Raw genomic sequence first — 20,882 nt, 5'->3', positions numbered from 1 at the left:
GGTGAGGCAATGCGCGTCAGCGCCAAACGGATCCTATCAACAGTGGCCCGTCATTTGCTGGGTGATCTCGGATGAATACCATTCGGCACATCCGGCTTTCGCCTGTCACAAACCAAGTGAGGGAAATCATGAGGAATTTTGATGTGCGAGGTAAGGCGCCGATGCCTAGCGCCTTGGAAACTGACATCACAAACGATTCTCCGGCCGAGCCAGCTCTTGAGGTTGAAGAACCGGGCCAATCACATGTTGAGCAGACACGCCCTGAGCCGCAAGCGGCAAGCGGCGCTTCCAACGGCATGCAGCACACCAGCAGTCTCCTTTGTCTCCCACAGGACGCGCTCGGTAACATTGCCGACAGGCTCAGGCCGATCGATGTGCTGAGCTTTGCGTGGTCGAGCCGTGAGCTGCAAACTGCCGCCGAGCAATGCCTGCTAGCTCAAGAAAGGCGCAAGAGGGCTGTGCTAGTTCAGACCATCTGGAACGGGTTGACCGGATATGGCGTCCGTGATTGCTTTGCCGCGCCGGTATATCGTGGTGTGATCCAGTCACTCGCGCCGAATTTCGATTGCCTCACCAGGGTGCAGCAGGGACGTCTCGTCGCGTTCGTCGAGAGGATCGAACAGCCCGGGGATCGAGCCTTAGCCCTCCAAGTCCTCGCGATAAGCGTGGGAGGGCTCGCGCCCGAGCTCCACCAGCGTCTCCTCGCCGTAGCCGAGGGGCTTGAGGAACCCTGGCACCTCGCCTCCGTCCTTAGGGGCTTCGGGGCAGGCATGGCAGGGCTTGCAACCGAACTCCAAGCGCCCGTCGTCGCCCTCGCCGAAGATCTTCCGGCGGCGCATCGACCCTTGGCCTTGGAAGGCCTGGCGGTCGGCGCGAGACGGCTTGCGCACGAGCTCCAGCGGCGTCTCATCACCCTCGCCGAGAGGCTGCACGAGCATAAAGACCGCGTCTCCGCCCTGAGGGGCTTCGGAAAAGGGACGGCAGGGCTTAGCCTTGATGTCCAACGGCGTCTCGTTGCCCTTGCCGAGAGATTCGATCAGCGTTTGGGCCTCTGGTCGGGCCTGCGAGCGCTCGGAGCGGGTGTGGCAGGGCTTGAGCCGGACCTTCAGGAGCGTGTCGTTGTCCTCGCCGAGGGACTCGACGATTGGGAATGCGCGCAGGTTCTTAAGCGCCTCGGCGCAGGGGTGGCAGGGCTTGAACCAGAATTCCGGCCGCGTGTCGTCGCCCTCGCCCTGGGACTCGACAAGGACGAGCTTCGTGCCTCGGCCCTGAAGGGCTTGGGAAAGGGCTTGGCAGGGCTCGAGCCCAACATTCAGCAGGATCTCGTGGCCGCCGCTCAGGGGCTCGGCCAGTCCGAACATCGCGCCTCGGCTCTGGAAGGCCTCGGGGCGGGTATGGCAGGGCTCGAGCTCGAACTCCGGCAGTCGCTCGTCATCATCGCCGAAGGACTCGACAATTCAGATCAGGCGTCGGCCCTGGAGCAGCTCGGCGCCGGCGTCGCTGGGCTTGCGCCCGAGTTCCAGGAGCGTCTCGTCGCCATTGCCGAGGGGCTATCCCCCGCACATTGCGCCAAGGCCCTGAGGGGCCTCGGAACCCGCGTGGCAGAGTTCGCGCGCCCGCTCCAGGAGCGTCTGATCGTACTCGCCTGCAGGCTCGACGAGCCTGCTCATCGCGTCAATGCCCTACGGGGCTTCGGTGTGGCGATGGCAAAGCTTGCCCCCGAACACCAGATGCCCCTCGTCTTCCTCGTCGAGGGACTGCACCGTCCTGCAGATCGCATCTCGGGTCTTCGGGCCCTCCAGACAGGCGCGGCACCGCTTGCGACCGAGGTACAATCGCGCATAGATGCTCTTGTGAACGGTTTTGCCGTGCCAGAGGATCGGGTTCGCGCCCTGGCAGCACTCTTGCCAGTTCCGCCGCGAAATCCGAACTAAGGGAGTGAACAGCCTTTGAACGTCAAAGCAGCGAAGAGTTGTGCTGCCCGGCGATCTCAGGTTCCCATCGACCTCCTGATCTACAGTTTCGGCCCCGACGGAGATTGTCTGTATTCAAGGGAACGTGTCAGCGACTTGAAGCGGCATCCATCGTTGCTGCCGCGCGACAAACAAGGGTTCTTCCGCATATTTGGTGCAGGTTGCGGGATTCACGGACGGTGCGAATAAGTTCATAGAGTCGGAATCGCAGTCGACGCCGTGATTTGCCCGTGCTCCATGCCTTCCGCCCGCTGATTTCACCCGAGCTTTCGATTGTCCAAATTCTGCCGCAGGCCGAGAGGGTGGTGCTTGTGGCCCGACCGAAGGCGATGGACTCGTGCTGTCCATGTTGCGGTCACCGAACCCGCCGCGTTCACAGTCACTACATGCGCCGGTTGAGCGATCTGCCATGGCAGGGTCGGATTGTCGAAATCCAGCTTCACGCACGACGGTTTCGATGCGCCGATCCACGATGCCAGCGGCGGATCTTCACCGAGCGGTTGCCGGAAACGGCACGGCCGAAAGCGAGACGCACGTCCCGCCTCGGCGAAAGCCAGCTGGCCATCGGCTTCGCGGTCGGCGGTGCGCCCGGCTCGCGCCTGTCGGACAGGCTCGCCATGCCGGTGAGCGGCGACACACTGTTGCGGATGGTCCGCGCCGCCGGGTGCGAGCCGCAGCAGGCGCCGCGTGTGGTCGGCATTGACGACTGGGCCTGGCGCAAGGGGCAGCGCTACGGAACGATCATTTGCGATCTGGAGCGCAACCGCGTGCTGGATCTGTTGCCGGACCGAAATGCCGACGCGGTCGCATCATGGCTGGAGCGCTATCCTGGCATCGAGATCATCGCTCGCGATCGTGCCGGCGTCTACCGAGGGCGCCCGTCGCGGTGCGCCCGATGCAACGCAGGTCGCCGACCGCTGGCATCTTCTCCAGAACCTGGGCGAAGGTTGCGTCTGGCCGTCGGCCGCCAACGAAATGCTGGCAACGCCGCAGGAAAGGCCATGACGTCCGAGATGGCCGGAAACGAAGACGCCAAGCCATCCCCGAAACTTGATTGCCTGCGCCGGTCGAGGCGCAACCAGCGCAGTGAGCTCTATGCTGAAATCCTTGATTGGCGGGAGGCGGGTCTATCGCCGCGACAGATCGCGCCCCGGATTGGCATGAACGTGAGAACTGTCGAACGCTGGCTTGCAGCGGGCGGTGAGCCCGAGCATCGGCGGCCGCCCTCGCGCTCCGTCCTCACGGATCCTTTTCGAGACTTGTCGGGCGACATGGAAAACTGACCCCTCCTATTGCGGTGGCGACAGTGCTCGTATTACCTGCCATCGCGGCGGCAGCTGATAGCGGGCAAGCTCTTGATCCAGCCGCCATCGAGGATGATCAGCCCAGCCATTTCCATGCGCCAGGTCTTCACCAGCCGTTGCACCATTCTGATGTTTTTTGCTTCGAAGCGAGCTGGATCGATTTCCTTCAGCCGTTGCAGCACGCCGGCTGCCGAGAGGGCGAGGTCTTCCTTCAGCCATTCCTTGATCCGCGCCTCGAAGGGCTCGTACATGCTGGGCCTTTTCGGCCAGGGTTTGGTCCGCCGATATGGTCGCCGATGCGTTGGTCGTGTCTCGCCATTCTTCCAGGCCGTTTTCAAGTTCGCAGCGAAGCTCTGGAGATCGATGACCAACGGCGCCTCGATTTTCGCATTCAGGCCACGACGATCGACCCGCCTTCCAAGCTCTTCCTGTGCGGCGCGGATGCGGGCAAACAGCAGCACCGGATCGGCTGCCTCCATCACCGCCCGTATCCGCTCCTTATCGGCCTCGGCCACTTTCGGATGAGCAAGGACACGGGCCGCGGGTGGAACAGGCGGATGATAGCGCTTGATCACACGGGCACCGATGCGCGTCTTCTCCTGCAGCTTGAATGAAGGCTGGAACAGATTGCCGTTAAGCCGCACCACCGCATAAAGGCGCTCAAGGGCTGCCGTCGCATCTGTGCCGACAAACCGGCCATAGCCCACTAGGCGGCGCACGATGGCGCCGTTCTTCTGCTCCACATGCGCTTGATCGTTCTTTCGATAAGCGCGACAGCGTGTCACCTCCAGATCTTCGCTACGACACCAGGAAACGACCAACGCGTTCATGAATGCGCTGTCGTTGTCGAAGTCGACACCCCGCAGCGGAAAGGGAAACAGGGAGCGCGCCTGCTTGATTGCCATGATCACGTTGCCGCTGTCGCGCGTACGGACCGGAATGCATTCCGTCCAGCCCGTGGCAATGTCGGTCAGCACCATCGTCTGCACGAAGCTCCCCGACGAAGACGTGCCGGAATGCGCCACAAAATCGACCTCGACGAAGCCGGGCGGCGGATCGTTCCAATCGCCGAAGGTGCGCACTGGAACCGAGCGGCGAACCGCCGAACTCATTCCTGCCCGGCGGCGCTGGCCGCCGCGAGCGACTATGCGGACCTCAGTCAAAAGCCGATCTATCGTCGCCGAGCTTACCGTCAGCAGCTTGTCGTGGAGCACGTCATCGGGTGCTAGCCGGCCGTGTCGCTCAAGCGCAGGCAACAAGACAGGGATCAGCGGTTTAAGACGTTTGGAACACAGCCGCTCCGAAGCCTCCCACAACACGATGAGCGCCTCGCGGACATCGCTGCCATAATGGCGGCTGTGGCTCTTGCTCGCAGACGGCCTCTGCTCACGACGGTTCAGCACACGGATCGCGTGCTTGCGATAATAGCTGGTCACCGCAACGAACTCATCCAGAATACGCCGCTTGTCGGCTCGACGCGCTCCTCAATAACGCTCCACGATCGCCGCTGTCAGTTCCGATCGTGTCGCCATGGTGAGCCCCGCCATCCACCCCCCGAACCGGGCCCCGAACCGGGACAGCGATCCATCGCCATCCCAGTCTGGAGCATCCACACTATCGGTAACATTTTGAGCGCCTGCGGCTGATTGAGCTCGACAAGTCTTGCTTCAAGGGGGCGCGTTGCTCTGCGGCGAGCGATTTCAGGCGGCCGCGGATCCGCTCAATCTCATCGTCTCTTTCAAAATCGCATTTCGACACAGCAAGCCTGAACCCCTGTCTGTCAATCAAACGCCAGATGTGTCAGCTCGGCCTCCAACAGGCCGATATGCTCTGGTACCATTACCATCTAACTGCCGTTCTCTAACACGTCGATAAGCGCCAATCAGGGCAGAAAGATCGACGCCCTGGATATCAATCGTCCTTGGGGGAGCTTCGTCCTCGATCCGGTACAGTTCAGGCCGGTCTGCTTTATGGCACCCAATTCGCGGGGCGCGAAATTAGCCTCTGAGATAGCAATGATCTGATCCGTCCATAATCTGTCGACATACCGCCATATCCCATATGCATTGGACAGATCGATTGGCATCACTGCTTGTGTAACACCGAGCAATCTGCTGACATCTCGCCGCAATCCAGATCACCAGATCAGTCATGGCGAAGTTTGGCACACCGCTCAACTTGCGTATCGGGAGGTTAGCGTGAGGATCAAAGACCGGGAGTGCAAATGGATGAGAAGCTCGCTATATCGCCGCTGTCGGGCGAATTGAGAAACTGACCCCCTCGGTTATGACAGGAGCATGGATGACCATTGGATTTCGGCGATTCCTGCATTGTCGAGGACGATGCAGGAAGAGGAGGTGCTTTAGCCTGAAGAGGTAGCAGCGATGCTCCGGCTGCATGAACTCGGCTGAAGTACTGGTGGGAGGCGGCTGGTGGTGATGACGGTCGATCACGAGATGTTGGTGGCTCAGCTCGACCGGCTGAAGCTGACCGCGATCCGGGACCAGCTCGACACGCTGCTGGACGAAGCGGCGCGTTCGGAAATGACCTTGCGCGAAGCTTTGGCCTTCCTGGTGACGCGCGAGATCGCGCGGCGCGACGAGCGGCGCATCTCCATGGCGGGCAAGATCGCGCAGTTCCCGTTTGTACGCGAACTGGACGGCTTCGACTTCGGCGCGCAGCCGTCGCTGGATCAGCGCCAGATCCGGGAGCTGGCGACCTGCCGCTGGATTGCCCATGGCGACACGGTCCTGTTCCTTGGACCTTCGGGTATGGGCAAAACACATCTGGCGGTGGCTCTCGGGCGCGAGGCGATCCGGCAGAACTATAGCGTCCAGTTCGTCACGGCGGCCACGCTCGTGGCGATGTTGGCCAAGGCCCATGGCGGCGGTTCACTCGAAAAGCAATTGACGGCCCTGTCGCGGACGAAACTGCTGATCATCGACGAGCTCGGCTATCTCCCGTTCGAAGCCAATGCCGCACATCTGTTCTTCCAGCTGGTGTCGCGGCGCTATGAGCGGGGATCGATCCTGATCACCTCCAACCGCTCGGTGGGCGAATGGGGCGTGGTGGCAACCGCCATCCTTGATCGCCTGCACTGCATCGTGACCAAGTGGACCCGGAAAAGGCGCAGATCTGGATTCCCCAATTTAAAGAGCGGCCTCTCGGTCGAGCAGCCTGTAGCGCGCACGAGCTCGGCGCCATCTGCCGCTGGCCGGCAATACGCGAGGATTGCTTTTTCGTCCCCAATGCCCAGCCCTTCACCCGGCAGGCCGCGAGCTATTTGCTGGCTCGGGCCGAAACGCGCGCCCGGCGTGGTGGTTCATCACCACATATTTTGCCAACACGGGCATGACCTGCGCCTTGCCCAGGATTGGCGCCGAGATTCATACCCCACCGCCCAATACACCCACATCGCCGCACGAGCTTCGACGACCTTTGGAAGCTTGATGGCGCTGTTCTACAACCCTGCCTGCTGCCGGCGCGATCGATTTGAGTTGCGACAGGGATCACCGAAGAAACAGGAGATAGCGTCATGATCCCACAGAATGGTGACTTCAGTCCGGCGACTTGGGCTTTCCTGCAGACCCTGACACGGCTCCATCCATTGCCCGCGGATCCGGATAGCACGATCGCACTGGTCAGCCTTCCAGACAGTCTTGCAGCGGCAGATGAGGACGTGGCCAGCGGGACATATCCGCAAACCGACGCGCATCCGCGGCAAGACCTCTCGTTGGACGCTATGGACGAGGATCTGCCATGGGAGTGGGCACGGCAGCTTCTGGAGCACTCGCCGCAGCCCCTTGTCGGGCCAAGCGACAGCACTCCTGCGTTTCCCGCCGTCGACCTGAGAGCGAGTGAGAGAGGGGAGGACTACGATCAGGCCCTAGGCATCCACAGAAAGCCGTTGGCGCAGACGCCATGGGAGATGGCGGAGTCTTCGCTCTCCTTGCAGGAGGACTTTTTCGGACAGGCATGGCGGATGGTCGAGCAGTTCGGGGGAGACCGGCCGCCAGCGAGCCCGGACGAACACGATGCGCCCACTCGCGCCGGCAGCCTTGTTGTGCCGGCGGATGAGGACGTGGCCAGCGGGATGTATCCGCTAACCGACGCGCATCCGCGGCAAGACCTCTCGTTGGACGCTAGGGGCGAGTCTCTGCGACGGGAGGAGGTGCTGCAGTTTCTGGGGCTCTCGCCGCAGTCCCTTGCCGGGTCAAGCGACAGCATTCCAGCGTTTCCCGCCGTCGACGGAGGAGCGAGTGGGAGAGCGGAGGACTATTGTGAACAGGCATGGCAGATGGTCCAGCAGGTTCGGGGAGATCCGTTCCCAGCGAGTCCGGACGAATACCACGCGTTCACTCACGCCGACCGCCCTCAAATCTCTGCGAGCGCGGCATTGGAGGCCGATCCGGCGGTTTCGGGGCTGCCGGGCGAGCAAGCTGTCATCCTGAACGAGACCATGGGGGCCAGCGATCGGGCGGGTGCCAAGCGCGGGAGGCCGGCCACCGAACCCGAGGAAGACGGCAGGGCGGCTCAACGGCGGCGAGTGGAGGTCCCGCAACCTATGGCGCTCGGCGTCACCGAATGGCTGGGCGGCGAGCACATTCATGCGGACTACAATCGTCTTGCCAGGGATCTGAGACGGACCTACCCAGGGTTCGCTGCCCAGACCAAGGACGGGATGCACCAGCCGGAAGTTGTTGAGGAGATAACGTATCGCGCCGATTATGCCGAGCACGGCCGCCCGTCCGCGGACGTGAGGATCATCCCCGACGAGGGCCAGGTCGCGGTCCAGTGGATCCGCGCTCTCAACTCTGACAAGCACCTCTTTTCCCAGCTCACGGAGGTGATGAACGAGGCCAGGAAGACGAACCCAGCCATCTCTCAGCCCCATACCGTCGTGAACTGGGTGTCCGCCCTGCGCAAGTTCAGCGTCTGGCTTCAGGAACAGCCCGGGAACTTGACGGTGGCCAGCCTCGTTGATGATCCTGGTGCGTTGACTGCCCTTGCGAAGGCGTTTGCGAACGAGGGTGGCGACCGTCGTGTCAAGGTCGCCGTGGGGGTCCTGCTGGATTGGCGCGCCGGAATCGACCCAAGCCTTTTTCGCGCTCCTCCTTATCCCGAAGACAAGGATCTCCTCGAGCAGCTCGCGACCGAGGGGGACGTTTCCCTAAACCGGAATGCACCGGCACTTAGGCAGTTTTCTGTGTGGCTCCGAAGCGCCAAAAGGCCATCCATCGCTCCTCGGTATCAAACCGAATCGATATACGACGACCTCGAAGCGTACGGGGCACAACACGCTGCCGCCCACGCCAGGGTCCACACGGGGCTGTCTGATCTCCGGAGGCTCGCGCCTGGCGGTGGAGAATTCAGCGGAGCTGGAGCGGGGCCCCGCGTCACGGCGGTGGCGGACGCGAGGATGCAGGAGTTCTCCTTGCAGCAACAGCAGCAAGACGAGAACCTCATCCAATCGGCGGCTGATGCTGACGGGAATAGCAAGTCCACCGTCTACAACTATGCTCAGGGTCTCTGTAGGCTGTCCAAGGCGCTCCGGCTTGAAGGGCACAGCCTTGCTGGACTCGATGGCGAGTCGCTGCGCAAGCAGGCTGAGTCTTTGTTCCCGAACGACAAAATGGTCTGGTACGGATTGCATATGCTTGGCAGGTACCGTCAGGAGCCTGAGAGTAAGCCTTGGTCGCGGCGGGGTGCCTCTCCTGAAGAGAAGCTCATCAACGCCCCGGCACTGGCTGCCAACATGTATGAGCACACCGTCGACCAATATTGTCGCGATCTCCGTAGGTTGTCTCACGCGCTCCAGCCTTCCGGGCAGAGCCTTGCTGGACACGATGGCGAGTCGCTGCGCAAGCAGGCTGCCTCTTTGTTCCCGAACAGCAATTTCCTCGGCGCATTGGGTATGCTTGAGAGGTACCGTGAGAAGCTCAGGCAGGAGAGTTTGCGCGCTGGAGAAGGCAGCTCTCGGCCGCCAGTGGAACAAGCCGCGCCCTCACCGGTGGAAAGTGTTGATCAAGACGAAATTCATGACGCTGCAGATCAAGCCGGAGGGATGCAGGAGTTCTCCTTGCAGCAACAGCAGCGAACGAGGCAACCAGACGAGAACCTCATCCAATCGGCGGCTAATGCTGACGGGAAGAGCACCACCCACAACTATGCTCTCGGTCTCCGTAAGCTGTCCAAGGCGCTCCGGCGTCAAGGGCACAGCCTTGCTGGACTCGATGGCGAGTCGCTCCGCGTGCATGCTGAGTCTTTGTTCCCGACAGACAAAATGATCTGGTACGGATTGCGTATGCTTGGCAGGTACCGTCAGGAGCCTGAGAGTAAGCCTCGGTCGCGGCGGGGTGCCTCTCCTGAAGAGAAGCTCATCAACGCCGCGGCTCTGGCGGCACTGGCTGCCAACATGTATGAGCACACCGTCGACCAATATTGTCGCAATCTCCGTAGGTTGTCTAACGCGCTCCAGCCTTCCGGGCAGAGCCTTGCTGGACACGATGGCGAGTCGCTGCGCAAGCATGCTGAGTCTTTGTTCCCGAACAGCAATTTCCTCGGCGCATTGGGTATGCTTGAGAGGTACCGTGAGAAGCTCAGGCAGGAGAGTTTGCGCGCTGGAGAAGGCAGCTCTCGGCCGCCAGTGGAACAAGCCGCGCCCTCACCGGTGGAAAGTGTTGATCAAGACGAAATTCATGACGCTGCGGATCAAGCCGGAGGGCGGCAACCTGCCGGATTGGAGGACGGCTCGTGGGCGTTGTCGTCGCAGTCGGATCAACCTGCTCCATCGCCGCAAAACTTCGATTCGACGGAGTTTTGGACGGGAGTGGATCAAGCCGGCCAATTGCCCGCCGATAGTTTCAATACAGCGAACTTTTGGCAGGGGATGCCACCCACCAATTCGCCGGCACAAAGTGTCAATCAGCCAAGCCCGCCAACGTGGGAGCAGGATACCGGGGCATCGATCTTCGGCCCGACATATCACCAGCCACCCAATTACATCGATTTCGAACAGCACGTCCCCCCGAATTGGGCCGGCCCGCCGTCCTTTGCCGGCCCATCAACTCGCACCTCGGCATTACCTGACCTTGGAAGCCAATTGGGTAGCTGGAAGCACGGCTCAGTAGAGGCCTCGGACACTGTGATCAACATCCGGGAGACCAGGGGGGTCGCGCCGACCTGGTACGCTCCACCGACACGCTTCTTGATCAATAATCAGCTTTACACGGCCGCGCTGCAGTCGGACGGTGTTCATCTCACCCATCACCCCGCAGCTTGGCTCAAGGACAAGGAATGGCTGCACGATCGCCACATCACAAGAGATTACAAACTCCTGGAGCGCGAGTTGCAGGTGACCAATCCGGATCTGGCCGCTCGGACGCGCCTCGTGGATCCCTCCCTAGCCCTACTTCTGCGCACGGACCAAGGGCAACACCATCTCGAGCACATCCTCCAGGACCGGGACGGTAATGATACAGCCGACTTCCTGTTCCTGCCAGTGAACAATGCCGATCCTGGCGATCAACATAGCACCGGCACCCATTGGTCGCTGCTGCTGGTTGATCGCAGGGACCGAGAAATCCAGGTTGCTTATCACTACGACTCCAACGGGGGATGCAACAACCCCAGTGCAGTAGCGCTCGCAGCAAGGCTGGGCGTCACCCCGTACACAGCCTCCATCTCCCAGCAGGATAACAATTATGATTGCGGCGTCTTCCTGCTGGCGGCGACGCGGGAACTGGTTGGAGGATTGGCACAAGGACTGCCGCCGGACCAGGACCTTAGTAACCTCGTTGCCGACCGGCGGGCACTCCAGGACCGGCTGCTACCCTGACCGGCTGCTACCCTGATCGGCTCGCCCTGCGCCAACCCGATGATGCCCTTGCGACCGATGGAGAGTTGAATTGGGCAACTGCTGACCGGTATCGAAAGGAATTGGCTGAATGCATCCGGTCAGAACTAGCGGATTGCGGCAGCGCCGATCCAGTGTGCAACTGGTGTACATCGGCATTTGCCAGGGTTGCTGCGTATTTCAGGCGATCGTGAGCAACGAATTCAGACGATCGTGAGCACCTTTTCGGAGGTGCGGGATGCTTCGGCCGACAACTCAACCGGTCTACAGGATGCCTCGTTCAAAACGAGGAAGCCTGATGCCAACCCAGAGATTGTCGATGCGCCGGATGGCACCGATACATTATTGGGACACGGATTTACGGTAGTGGGCTCTATCGACGCAGATCGTGGACGCCGAGTTCCTTCCACATCCACTCGAAACTGTAGGTTGCCATGGGATCGGCGGGATCCGGTTGGTTTGCGGACTGGTTTTCGAGATATTTGAGCCATTCGGCGACCTTCTGTCGGCCAGCGGCTGATTTTGCGGCCTGACGTGGCGTTTTGTTGCCGAGCATGCCGACCGGCTGATCAAGCGTTTCACGATATTGCCGGTCCATGAACTGGTGGACGACCTGCTCGGCAATTTCGGGCCGGACGTCGGAAGCTGCTCCTCCATGTTCGCGCGGCGGCCGCTCGGCCATCATCTGCTCGATGGTGCGGATTTCGGTCAGCGGTGTGCCGACAATGTCGCCGAGCGCCTGCCGGATCAGGACTATTCCCTTCTTCGCACCGGCTTCGGAATTGGTCGACAGGTGCAAGAACCGGCCTTTCAGTTCCACATTGCCCAGCACGCGCTGACCGTTATCCATGGTAGCGTCGAAAGAAAGCGCATCGGCCTGTTTCACCTTCTCTCTGCCCTTCGGCTTGTCCTCGAGCCAGTTCCAGAACTTCACGCTCTCCTGCGCCATTCCTGGAATGGCGGTCACCTGCGCAGCGATATCCTTCTGTGTCACGCCATTCGCCAGCGGAAACCTGATATCGTGGAACATGAGCTCGTCGCCGTCCGAGTTTTGCATCGGTGGCAGCCCAATGGCTCGATCAAGGGTGTCAAACAACCATGAGAGCGTGAACATTGAAGCGACCGATTGCAGGTCTTTGTCCGCAATGGCAGGGAGAAAATGCGGGAGGAGAGGATTGTCGTTCCCGGTATCACGGTCGTCGAGCGTCTGGCGGCCGACGAGGCGATCAGAAATGCATCGGCCGGCAACGCGATGGCCGGCCTCGCGCTCTAGCCGAGCCACAGCAGATACGGCATCTCCCGATGCTCGAGCGCTCCATTCTCATATTACCTGCAGCGGCCGCAGCACGGTTAAATTAAGTGCTCATTCTCAAATTAGGTGCAAACATAAACCACTGATATCATTGACTCTGCATTCTCACAATTAACTGCCAAGCGACAGGTTACATCCTTCAGAAGCTCGCTTAGCGAGGTTTGTCGGCTCTTGGCGGTCGGGCTGCGGACTGGGCGATTGAAACAAACTGCACAACTCACTTTCCAGTAGATTGGCTCGGCCAGTTCTCAGCCGCTAGCTTTGCTTCGATCGGCCGCGACGCCGCTCGTGGCGAAGCAGATGCACGTGCACAATCAACTCGGACATTCGTCTCGAGACGTGAAAGTCGTCGGTCTTTCCGTTCAATTTATCTTTAAGTGCAACAAGCATCCCGGATTTGGGTTTGCGCTGCGCCGTCCAAAGCAACAGGTCAGTCGCCTGAAGCCCCGCATTGTCTTTCGAGGACGGCATTTCGAACTGCGCGAGATCGTATTTGGCAAGCGAGGCCTCGGGAAATGCACCTTCAGGCGAGTCGTGCCAGATGATGTTGCCGAATTGTTCATAGGTCTCAGCAAGCGCCGCTCGGAACTCGTCCTGCTTGTCATGAACGAGCCGCTCCGGAGGGCTTGCCGACCGCTCAGCAAAATCGTGGATCGCTTGGAATAGTCGGGTGAGGCAACAACGTTCGGGGAGCTGGCCTGATAGCCCTTCTTCTTTTGCGTATTCCCGAGCGTGAATTCAGCCGGCTGCTGCCGCGCGAACTCAAATGCCCCCGAAATCACTCTGCGGACGGTCAGCGGGAAATCCATTTTCTCGAGCGCACCGTCCAGCAGATCGAGACATTTGGCGATGCCGCCGAAGTCATCGCCGAGATAGGACGTCCAGAACAATTTCGCGGTGTCTTCCGACATCGCGTCGTTAGTCAGACAAAGGACATGGCGATTGAGTTCATCCCAGTACCACTCACCCGGCACCGCCTTGTTTTCTCCGGCGTCGAAGATCACGTCGACGAACTTGGTAGGCGCCATATAGGGTTTGTGGATCTCAGTCAGGCTGAACACCCATGATCCTGATTGATCGAGTGCGTCAAAGATCTCCTGGCCGATCTCCGACACCTTCTCTTCCGGCCACTCATGGGCGTGAAAGCGCTCGACGCAATTTTCTTTCAGGTATGGGTCCAGGACGTTTTTCACAGCAGGAGCGATGTCGGAGGTCGCTAGAATCGCGCCGAGGCGAAAATACTCGTTCTGATCGAAGATGTTCCGGCCCGAGTTGCCTGTCTCATCTGCAAAGGCAAACATGCTTGAAGTCCCTCTGGAAGGCGCTTAAATAGGCGTCGCAGCTTTTCGTTCAGCTAACGACCGCGCCCCGCGGTATGGCTGTATAGCTCAGCCCAAGTTATGAAGAATCCGTCCTTGGACAAACACGAACTTCTCACCACCAACGGTATTTTAGTTCGGTAAATCATCTTGCACGTCACTCGCATGTGAATGGATATCTATGGTCGTAGGCTCTGGATCTCGCTGCGGAGCTGGGCATGCTTCTCCGGGTTCTGTTCCTTCAACTTCGCGAGATTGAGCAGTTTCCATCGCACGGCCGGCAACTGAGCCGCCTGCGGCAAGCCGATGGCTTCCAAATCGGGGTCGCCGTCGTGAAGGCTCAGCAGAAAGCGCATCGCGTCGTCGTCGAGCTTCTTGAGCAGGTCGGCCGTGAGACGGGCCCTAGCGCCTATTAGGTCGTCCACATCGACCGGCGTCAGCGTCATCCCCTCAAATTCCTTGACGAAGTCCTCGTCGATCTTCGCCAGCGACGGCCTGACCAGCTCGTGGGGCGGTCGACCAGAACTCGCGACATAGACCAGAAATGTCCGGAAGAGCGCATCTGTCAGGCCCTCATTCTCATACAGCTGCTTCACGTCGAACAGGTCTCGGGGATGTTGCCGATCCACGGCAGCGTGCAATTTGCCGCCGAAGAGGTCTTCGAAGGCGACGACTTGCATTTCGGCGAAGCCAAAGGCGTCTTCGACCGGCCCGCTCACCCGCCGGAGTTCAGGTTGATGGACCGTGCCTCGGGCGACGGGCGAGGTCTCGATCTTGATCTCGGTGCTGCCTTGCCGCACGAGCACGCGGGTGTCGTTGTTGCCGCCGCCGGCAATCCGTTGAACGACCACCCCGCGCAGGCCGCGTTGCAGATCCTCCCGAATGAATTCGAGGGACCGGTCGATGCCCTTCAGCGTGGTTTCCCTGTCTTCGATCGGCAGATAGACGAGGTCGATGTCGACCGAAAGCCGGGGCATGTCGCGATAGAAGAGGTTGATCGCTGTGCCACCCTTCAGTGCAAACACCTCCTGGCGCGCGATGAAGGGCAATGTGCGCACCAGAAGTTCGACTTGCCGCATGTAAGTCTCACGCATCGGACGCTTCCCCCGGCAGAAGATCGGCCGGCACCGTTATGCGATAGGTCGGGTGAAGCCGGCCGCCGGACAGGAGGCTCCTGTCTCCGCGGCCAAGGTCCAGTTCTGATATGTCGATGTGCTTGCGCCAGGGATGGCCATGTTTGTCGGCATAGACGAAGAACAAGCGCTTCACCTTCACGCTGCGGCATTGCATGAGCAACCGCGCCAACAGCCGGGGGCGCAGGCTGACCAAGGCCTCGAAGACGGTGTCCATGGTGTGAAAGCTGATGGCTCTCGGGACCTCGTCCAGAGTTTCCAGAACCGCGCGCTCCGCCGAGGACATTTTTATGGGCCAGAGCCAAGGACTAAGAGTCAATCCGTCCTCTGCGCTGTCGGAAAGACTGAAGGTTGCGTCATCGACGCCAAGCGCCGGATCCTCGAACAGTTCGTTCCGGTGGCGAACGAAATGCGCGTCGGTGTCGAGCTTCATCAACCAATCCGGGACGTCCTCGCCGTAGAGATAGATGGAGGGAGCATCGCCCAGTCGCAGGTAATGGGCATGGCCCCGCAGATCGAGCGCGCTCATGCCTCCGACATGAAACCCGTATCCCATCAGCCATTGCGCAGACAGGAGCGGGATCTTCCAGCCGGATCGCGCCTCGGAGCTTTCGCCCCTGCTGAATGGCCGCCTGTAGACACCTTGCGCAACTCGCTCGAGCCATCCGCGAGCGACATAGGCCGATGTCGACTGGCGCGAAATGGCGTGTCGTTTCATCCAACCTGAATCGATCAGAAAGCCGGGGGGCACCGATTGCAGGAGAGACTTTAGCTTCGATGGCGATTGTCTACTCATCGTTGACATAATGCCACGCTTATAAAGTCCATGCAAGCGCGGCCGCTTTAGCGACTCATGAAAATGTCAACTCAAGATAGACGTCCAGCGCCAATCTCAAAGGGAAAGCCACCAAGTGGGCCGGTTCAGAAGAACGCGAGCTGCTCTGACACCGGGGCGTCACCCGCGTGCCCAATGATGACAGCGTTACTCCGAGCAGACGTATCCCCTTGTTCACCGGGAACAGATCGGTAAGCATCGCATTGTGCGGTGCTCGTGGGGTCAGGCGTCTTCAAAGGGAATGACTACAGCTACGGAGATGACTACATCGGCAAATGCGCTATCAAGAAAGCTCCGCCGAGCAATCTCACGCGATGGAAGGACGTAGCAATCAACCATCACATGATGCGCGTGCTGGACGATCTCTCCACGTCTGGCGCTGCGCCATGAAGGCGCGGATGGAGGCGGTGATCTCGCGAAGGGTCATGGCTTCGCACAGCATCTCAAAAAGCTGCTTTCTCGGCCGGCGGAGGTCTTTCGGCGCATATCCAGCCTGGTCCAGGAGTTGGATGACTTCATCACGCCAGAGCAGATGCGCCATCATGACCGGATCGATTTCGAGATTGACGGCGTTTCGCAAAACTTGGAAGTTGATGCCGCCTCTTGGTCCCTGCTCGGCCGCGATTACGCCGCACCATTCGGGAGCGTGACTCATGATGCCTGCGACATGTTTCGGCGCGGCGACGAGTGTGAGCTTTTGTAGCGTCTGGCGGTAGATATCGATCTGGGTCGCGAACCGGTCGAGGTTGTCCTTGGCGCTCTTGATTTCATAGCCGTGGATGCAGCCGTTGATGACGGCAACGTCGATGCGGCTCTGGGCGTGCGAGGCCAAGTTCCTCGATCACGAGCGTATCGGGATGAGATTTGGCGCGTCGCAATTGTTTGGCGTGTAGCGCAGAGCGAATGTCTGCGTCTGTCGTTCCCAACTTCGTCATGGCCGGCATCGTTATCCCCCAGTTTACTTTCTGCCCGAGGTTCTGCTCCAAGCCAAGGTGGCATTCTGACTCACCTGACATTTCTCGAGAGTGTCACCGGCGATGTCCGCTTCTAGTCGTCGGAAAGCCGGCTGGAACGACCGACTTGGGGCGCGTTGCGGTTCGACTGCTCCACGGCTCAAACGGGCCAACAGCGGACGGTCTGGTGTTGCCATGCAACGAAGGACTCCATCGTTGCTCATGTGCACCCAGCGCGTTCGCACCGGCTCACGGTTGACCAAAGCGAGCGGATATTATGCGAAATAAGCAAGCCCGTACAGCTTGGCTGACGGCGTGCGCCCACCGGGCCGAACGGTCCGGCCGCCGCGCGTGACAACCGCCTGGCAGAGATCATTGTCGAGCTTCTGCTCGGGATAGGCATCCTTCGTATTAAAGGTACGAATTCGCGTGTGCGCCATCATGGTTCTCCATCACGTCGGGCTCGCAGCGGTCGTCAGCTTTGGTCAGGCGTCAACGTGTTCGCGCTTCGCGGCAGCATGGTAGGCTAGATATTTTCGCTGCGTCGAAATGCGGTCGGCCACATGCTTGGCATCATGCCAGACGCCCCAGATGAAGCTGGACCCCCTTCGCGACTGCCAAGGCAGACCCAGGAAATAGATCCCCGGCTCGGTCGAGACACAGCGCTGGTGCCTTGGCCGACCCTTCTCGTCGAGGGCATCGACCTTCAGCCAGCTGTAGTCGACTGCAAAGCCTGTCGCCCAGATGATTGCCGAAAGCCCGTTCTCGGCCAGGCCGACGTCAAGGATCGGATCACTCATGCATTCCGGATCCGGATCGATCCTGCGGGCCGCGGGCTCTTCCGGAAGATCGAGCCCGTTGCAAGCGACATAGGCGTCGGCTTCATCCAGCAGCGACATCAGGCTGGCGTCGCCGCGGGCAATGTTTTTCGCGAGATCGGGCGCGAAGCTCATCACGCCGTCCTGGTACGCGTTGGTCATACCAACCAGGGTAAGCCCCTGCGCGGCCAGACGAGGGAAATCGATCGTCTCGCCGCCGCGCGCGCCGCTCACCGCGATCGTGACGTGTTCGGTGCCGGGTCCCGGGGCCTCGGCCTCCCACTTGCCGAGGATGCCCAGACCAGCAGCAGTCGCGCCCGCGATAGGCCCGCGGCAGGCGATCGTGAGGGCCGACCGAGAGGTAGACGCGCTTGCCGGCGCGCTGGAGTTCGTCCGCGATCTGCACGCCCGAGGATCCCGCGCCAACCACCAGCACCGCGCCTTTCGGCAGTTGCTCAGGGTTGCGGTACGCGCTGGAATGGATTTGCAGCATGCCCGCTTCTCGAGGGACGACGGGCGGAATGACGGGGATCTGGAAAGGTCCGGTCGCGGCGACGAGGCTGTTGGCTTCGATCACACGGTCCGACGTCTGGACCCGGAATCCGGGCCGCCCGACATTTCTTTGCACGAGCTTCACCTCCACGCCGCAGCGGATCGGCGCATTGATCTGCTTTGCATAAGCGACAAAATAGTCGGCGACCTCCTCCTTGGGTGCAAAGTCATCGGGCCCGGGAATCGGTCGTGCCAGGCCGGGCCATTGGCAACCAGGGAGTCCCACCGCTGCGAGCGCCAGCGTTCGGCAATCCGGCCGCGTTCAAGGACTAGATGAGGCACCCCGCACTTGCTCAGGTGCTCGCTCATAGCCACTCCCGCTTGGCCGCCGCCAACGACAAGCGTGTCCACTTTTTCGACGGACATATCTGCGTCCTTTTCTGGCTACCCAGTTTTCTGCGGATGCGGCGGAGGTGTGATTCTCGTTTTCCTGAATGGACCCAAAGCGAAAATTCGCATTTCCTGTGCCAAGGGTTAGCCTGTCCTAATGCTCGGAGGGATTGCTGACGATGTGCAACGGGACGGGTGTCCCGGATCAGCACCATTGGAGAAAAAGTGGTCGAACGGCTGGCTGTATTTTTTTGCCGTTCCCGCTCATACATCAGTGCCGGCCATATCGCCGATCTGGAGCGTGGAGCCGTTCGGGAAGATGATGTCCGTCCAGACGACGAGCAGACGACTCTGCCAAGGCGACCGTGAAGAATTCGGAAGCTGCTGATATTTGGTCAACAACGCGCCTTGGCAGGCAGTCGGCTCTCACTCAATGTTGCCGCAACTCAATTTGCCCACAGGCCGTGCGAGCGGGCACAGCACGCAAATACCGCACGGTTACGCTTGAAAAGACCTCCAACCCAAGCTGGCCGGTTGTAGTGAACCTGACATTTCTGCCAATGTTTGTTCTGAACCTGACATTTTGTCTGTCGCTGTCAAGTTTGGACACCGCATCACCCGCTTCGCGCCATGCGTAAAGGATGGCCATCCGAACCGTTCCCGAGCGTTAAAACCATAAGCCCCCCGGTATCGAAAATCGGTGCAGCGAAGACCTACACCAATTCGGACGCATTTTGCTCGGATCCAACCTTGTCCCGAAGACTGTCAACGGGCCTGGCTGGAGCGTCCAGCTCGAGGAGGTGTTGAAGTACAAGTCACGGATTTATTCAGCATCAGCGTCGGCGCCCGCTGCGGTGTACCTTCAGATAGGCGCCATCGATGCAAAGGTATGGCCAATCGCCCTCGATCGGCCATTCGAGGAACGGTCTTCACCTTGCCGTCGATCTCTTCGCACAGCCGTGAGATAGCAGAGCCCGATAATCATATTGCCGAAACGGTGTTCTCATTTGGCACGGTTCGTGCGGCGAACATCGTAAACACGTCACAGGTCGAGGCTCTCATGGTCACCCACAAAAAAATGCGAGTAAGACCTGGCAGCATGCTGACGGCGCATCTGGCCCGGCGCTGCGATTCTACTTTCTCCCACTAAGGGCGGCGAGGACGCAGGGCCCTCAAAACGAGGGACAACTCACTTCGCCTCTAACGTTGCCCATCGCCTGGTCAGCACAACTGAAGCCATCAATGAACCTTGGGTCTGGCTGGCTGCGCGGCATCGTTGGACCCAGGAACTGACCGCCCGGGCCATCGCCGCCGGCGTCGATACTAGCGATATTGCCTGCTCGGTCGATGTGGCCATGACCAAGGACGACGAAGGGAGGCTGCTCCATTGACTACCATCGCCTACAAGGACGGCGTGATGGCCGCCGACAGTCGCGCCTTCCCCGGTCATTCCGGATACATCGGCACCAAGATGAAGATTCGCCGTCTGCCCGATGGACGCCTGATTGGCGCCTCCAGCGGCAGGGCTGGTGCCTGCGAGGCGATTCTGGACTGGTATGTAGCCGGCGCAGACATCAAGAACACGCCACACAGCGTGGATCGCGACGACCTCCATCTCCTGGTGGTTCATCCCGACGGGTGCGCTCAGATCGCCTCCCACCGCTGGACTTTGACCGGCATGCTGTCCAATCCCTATTTCGCGATCGGCAGCGGCGCCAAGCATGCGCAGGCTGTTCTGGAGTTCGGCGGCACGCCTGAGCAGGCCGTGGAGGTCGCCTGCAAGCTCGATTGGGGTTCCGGGCTGCCGGTGGTCTCTCTGACGCACGGAACGCCCTCCCCTTCTCCGAAGAAGCGCAAGAGGAAGCGCAACTGACGTCGCTGTTCACCGCGGCCAGCCGCTTGGCTATGACGGGCTCCGGGCAGCTTCTGCCGTGTTTCAGTCGGTTAGGCTGGCAATTAATTTAGAGATGGGCAGTTAATTTGACGTGGTGCTTGGTTTTGCCACTTCATGTGAGAATGAGGCTCGCGGTGTTTTTCATCGCGAGCCTATCATGAACGATCCATTTTCAGACGAGATTGATGAGGCACTTTGGGATGAAGCGTGCCGGCGTAATCCGTGGCTTCCTGAGGCGCACCGGCCGCACATCGACCGGAGATGAACAGGATCACCGGCGCATCAAGCGCCGCGTTCGATCCATGCTCGGCTTCAAGTCTATGGAGAATGCCCAGATCACCCTCTCCGGCATCGAGCTGGTCCACATGATGCGAAAGCGACAGGCGAGGTTCGCCTACAATCCGAGTCCGTCAATTGCCGAGCAATTCGAAATGCTCACCGCCTGATCAATGCTCCTAGGCGACGCTCTTCCCGTCCACATCCCGGAATTGCGACAGAGCCGGCGAAAGCCGGATGTGCCGAATGGTATTCATCCGAGATCACCCAGCAAATGACGGGCCACTGTTGATAGGATCCGTTTGGCGCTGACGCGCATTGCCTCACC

13 protein-coding genes and 5 pseudogenes are annotated in these 20,882 nt (G+C 60.3%); 7 read left to right on the top strand and 11 right to left on the bottom strand.

All coding sequences use genetic code 11. The features are described from left to right. Window positions 1-638 precede the first annotated feature (638 nt). Entirely contained in the window at window positions 639-1,361 is a 723-nt protein-coding gene (locus tag NKH71_RS32910) for a hypothetical protein (protein ID WP_352896505.1), read from the bottom strand. Here NKH71_RS32910 and NKH71_RS32905 point away from each other — a divergent pair. Beyond that, window positions 1,326-1,934, top strand: coding sequence for a hypothetical protein (locus NKH71_RS32905; RefSeq protein WP_352896502.1), 609 nt, complete (start codon window positions 1,326-1,328; stop codon window positions 1,932-1,934). The genes NKH71_RS32910 and NKH71_RS32905 overlap by 36 nt on opposite strands. 269 nt (window positions 1,935-2,203) lie before the next feature. Beyond that, window positions 2,204-3,256, top strand: a complete 1,053-nt coding sequence (locus NKH71_RS32900; RefSeq protein WP_352896500.1) for an ISL3 family transposase — start codon at window positions 2,204-2,206, stop codon at window positions 3,254-3,256. A 32-nt stretch (window positions 3,257-3,288) separates the two neighbouring features. Here the strand turns inward: NKH71_RS32900 and NKH71_RS32895 are convergent, their stop codons facing one another. Continuing rightward, a complete protein-coding gene (locus NKH71_RS32895; RefSeq protein WP_352896498.1) occupies window positions 3,289-4,713 on the bottom strand; it encodes an integrase catalytic domain-containing protein in 1,425 nt (474 codons plus the stop codon). 999 nt (window positions 4,714-5,712) lie between these two features. Between NKH71_RS32895 and istB the strand changes: the two are divergent. Continuing rightward, a pseudogene (istB, locus tag NKH71_RS32890) lies at window positions 5,713-6,417 on the top strand (IS21-like element helper ATPase IstB); the annotation flags it as partial. Between the two features lie 395 nt (window positions 6,418-6,812). Continuing rightward, complete coding sequence (locus NKH71_RS32885; RefSeq protein ID WP_352896495.1) at window positions 6,813-11,114, top strand: Ulp1 family isopeptidase; 4,302 nt, start codon at window positions 6,813-6,815, stop codon at window positions 11,112-11,114. A gap of 391 nt (window positions 11,115-11,505) precedes the next feature. On the opposite strand, the gene NKH71_RS32880 is transcribed toward NKH71_RS32885, so the two are convergent. The 4 genes from NKH71_RS32880 to NKH71_RS32865 all read right to left on the bottom strand — a co-directional run bounded on the left by NKH71_RS32880 (window position 11,506) and on the right by NKH71_RS32865 (window position 15,692). Next, window positions 11,506-12,189, bottom strand: a complete 684-nt coding sequence (locus tag NKH71_RS32880) for a hypothetical protein (RefSeq protein ID WP_352896492.1) — start codon at window positions 12,187-12,189, stop codon at window positions 11,506-11,508. A gap of 617 nt (window positions 12,190-12,806) precedes the next feature. After that, window positions 12,807-13,745, bottom strand: coding sequence for a hypothetical protein (locus tag NKH71_RS32875; protein WP_352896489.1), 939 nt, complete (start codon window positions 13,743-13,745; stop codon window positions 12,807-12,809). A gap of 197 nt (window positions 13,746-13,942) precedes the next feature. Then, window positions 13,943-14,857 carry a nucleotidyl transferase AbiEii/AbiGii toxin family protein gene (locus tag NKH71_RS32870; RefSeq protein WP_352896486.1) on the bottom strand — a complete coding sequence of 305 codons (915 nt, stop codon included), beginning with the start codon at window positions 14,855-14,857 and terminating at the stop codon, window positions 13,943-13,945. Continuing rightward, entirely contained in the window at window positions 14,850-15,692 is an 843-nt protein-coding gene (locus NKH71_RS32865) for a type IV toxin-antitoxin system AbiEi family antitoxin domain-containing protein (protein ID WP_352896483.1), read from the bottom strand. The genes NKH71_RS32870 and NKH71_RS32865 overlap by 8 nt, the downstream gene beginning before the upstream one ends. 249 nt (window positions 15,693-15,941) lie before the next feature. Between NKH71_RS32865 and NKH71_RS32860 the strand changes: the two genes are divergently transcribed. Then, window positions 15,942-16,121 carry a beta family protein gene (locus NKH71_RS32860; protein WP_352896481.1) on the top strand — a complete coding sequence of 60 codons (180 nt, stop codon included), beginning with the start codon at window positions 15,942-15,944 and terminating at the stop codon, window positions 16,119-16,121. Here the strand turns inward: NKH71_RS32860 and NKH71_RS32855 are convergent. From NKH71_RS32855 to NKH71_RS32835, 5 genes and pseudogenes are all read right to left on the bottom strand, one after another. Then, the gene (locus tag NKH71_RS32855) at window positions 16,063-16,563 is read right to left on the bottom strand and encodes a sce7726 family protein (RefSeq protein WP_352896478.1); all 501 of its coding nucleotides are present in this window, start codon (window positions 16,561-16,563) and stop codon (window positions 16,063-16,065) included. The two genes, NKH71_RS32860 and NKH71_RS32855, sit on opposite strands and share 59 nt — an antisense overlap. A gap of 432 nt (window positions 16,564-16,995) precedes the next feature. Beyond that, window positions 16,996-17,124 (bottom strand): annotated as a pseudogene (locus NKH71_RS32850) (RidA family protein); the annotation flags it as partial. A gap of 45 nt (window positions 17,125-17,169) precedes the next feature. Further along, window positions 17,170-18,420 (bottom strand): annotated as a pseudogene (locus NKH71_RS32845) (flavin-containing monooxygenase). A gap of 228 nt (window positions 18,421-18,648) precedes the next feature. Then, window positions 18,649-18,783, bottom strand: a complete 135-nt coding sequence (locus tag NKH71_RS32840; protein ID WP_352896508.1) for a hypothetical protein — start codon at window positions 18,781-18,783, stop codon at window positions 18,649-18,651. Window positions 18,784-19,226: 443 nt separating this feature from the next. Beyond that, window positions 19,227-19,365, bottom strand: a pseudogene (locus NKH71_RS32835) (transposase); the annotation flags it as partial. A 406-nt stretch (window positions 19,366-19,771) separates the two neighbouring features. Here NKH71_RS32835 and NKH71_RS32830 point away from each other — a divergent pair. Beyond that, a complete protein-coding gene (locus NKH71_RS32830) occupies window positions 19,772-20,257 on the top strand; it encodes an Ntn hydrolase family protein (RefSeq protein WP_352896476.1) in 486 nt (161 codons plus the stop codon). Window positions 20,258-20,541: 284 nt separating this feature from the next. Further along, window positions 20,542-20,724 (top strand): annotated as a pseudogene (locus NKH71_RS32825) (DDE-type integrase/transposase/recombinase); the annotation flags it as partial. Window positions 20,725-20,882 lie beyond the last annotated feature (158 nt).

It is taken from the genome of Mesorhizobium sp. M0983 (assembly GCF_040318975.1).
Lineage (GTDB): Bacteria > Pseudomonadota > Alphaproteobacteria > Rhizobiales > Rhizobiaceae > Mesorhizobium.
This window is presented reverse-complemented; position numbering and strand designations above follow the sequence as displayed.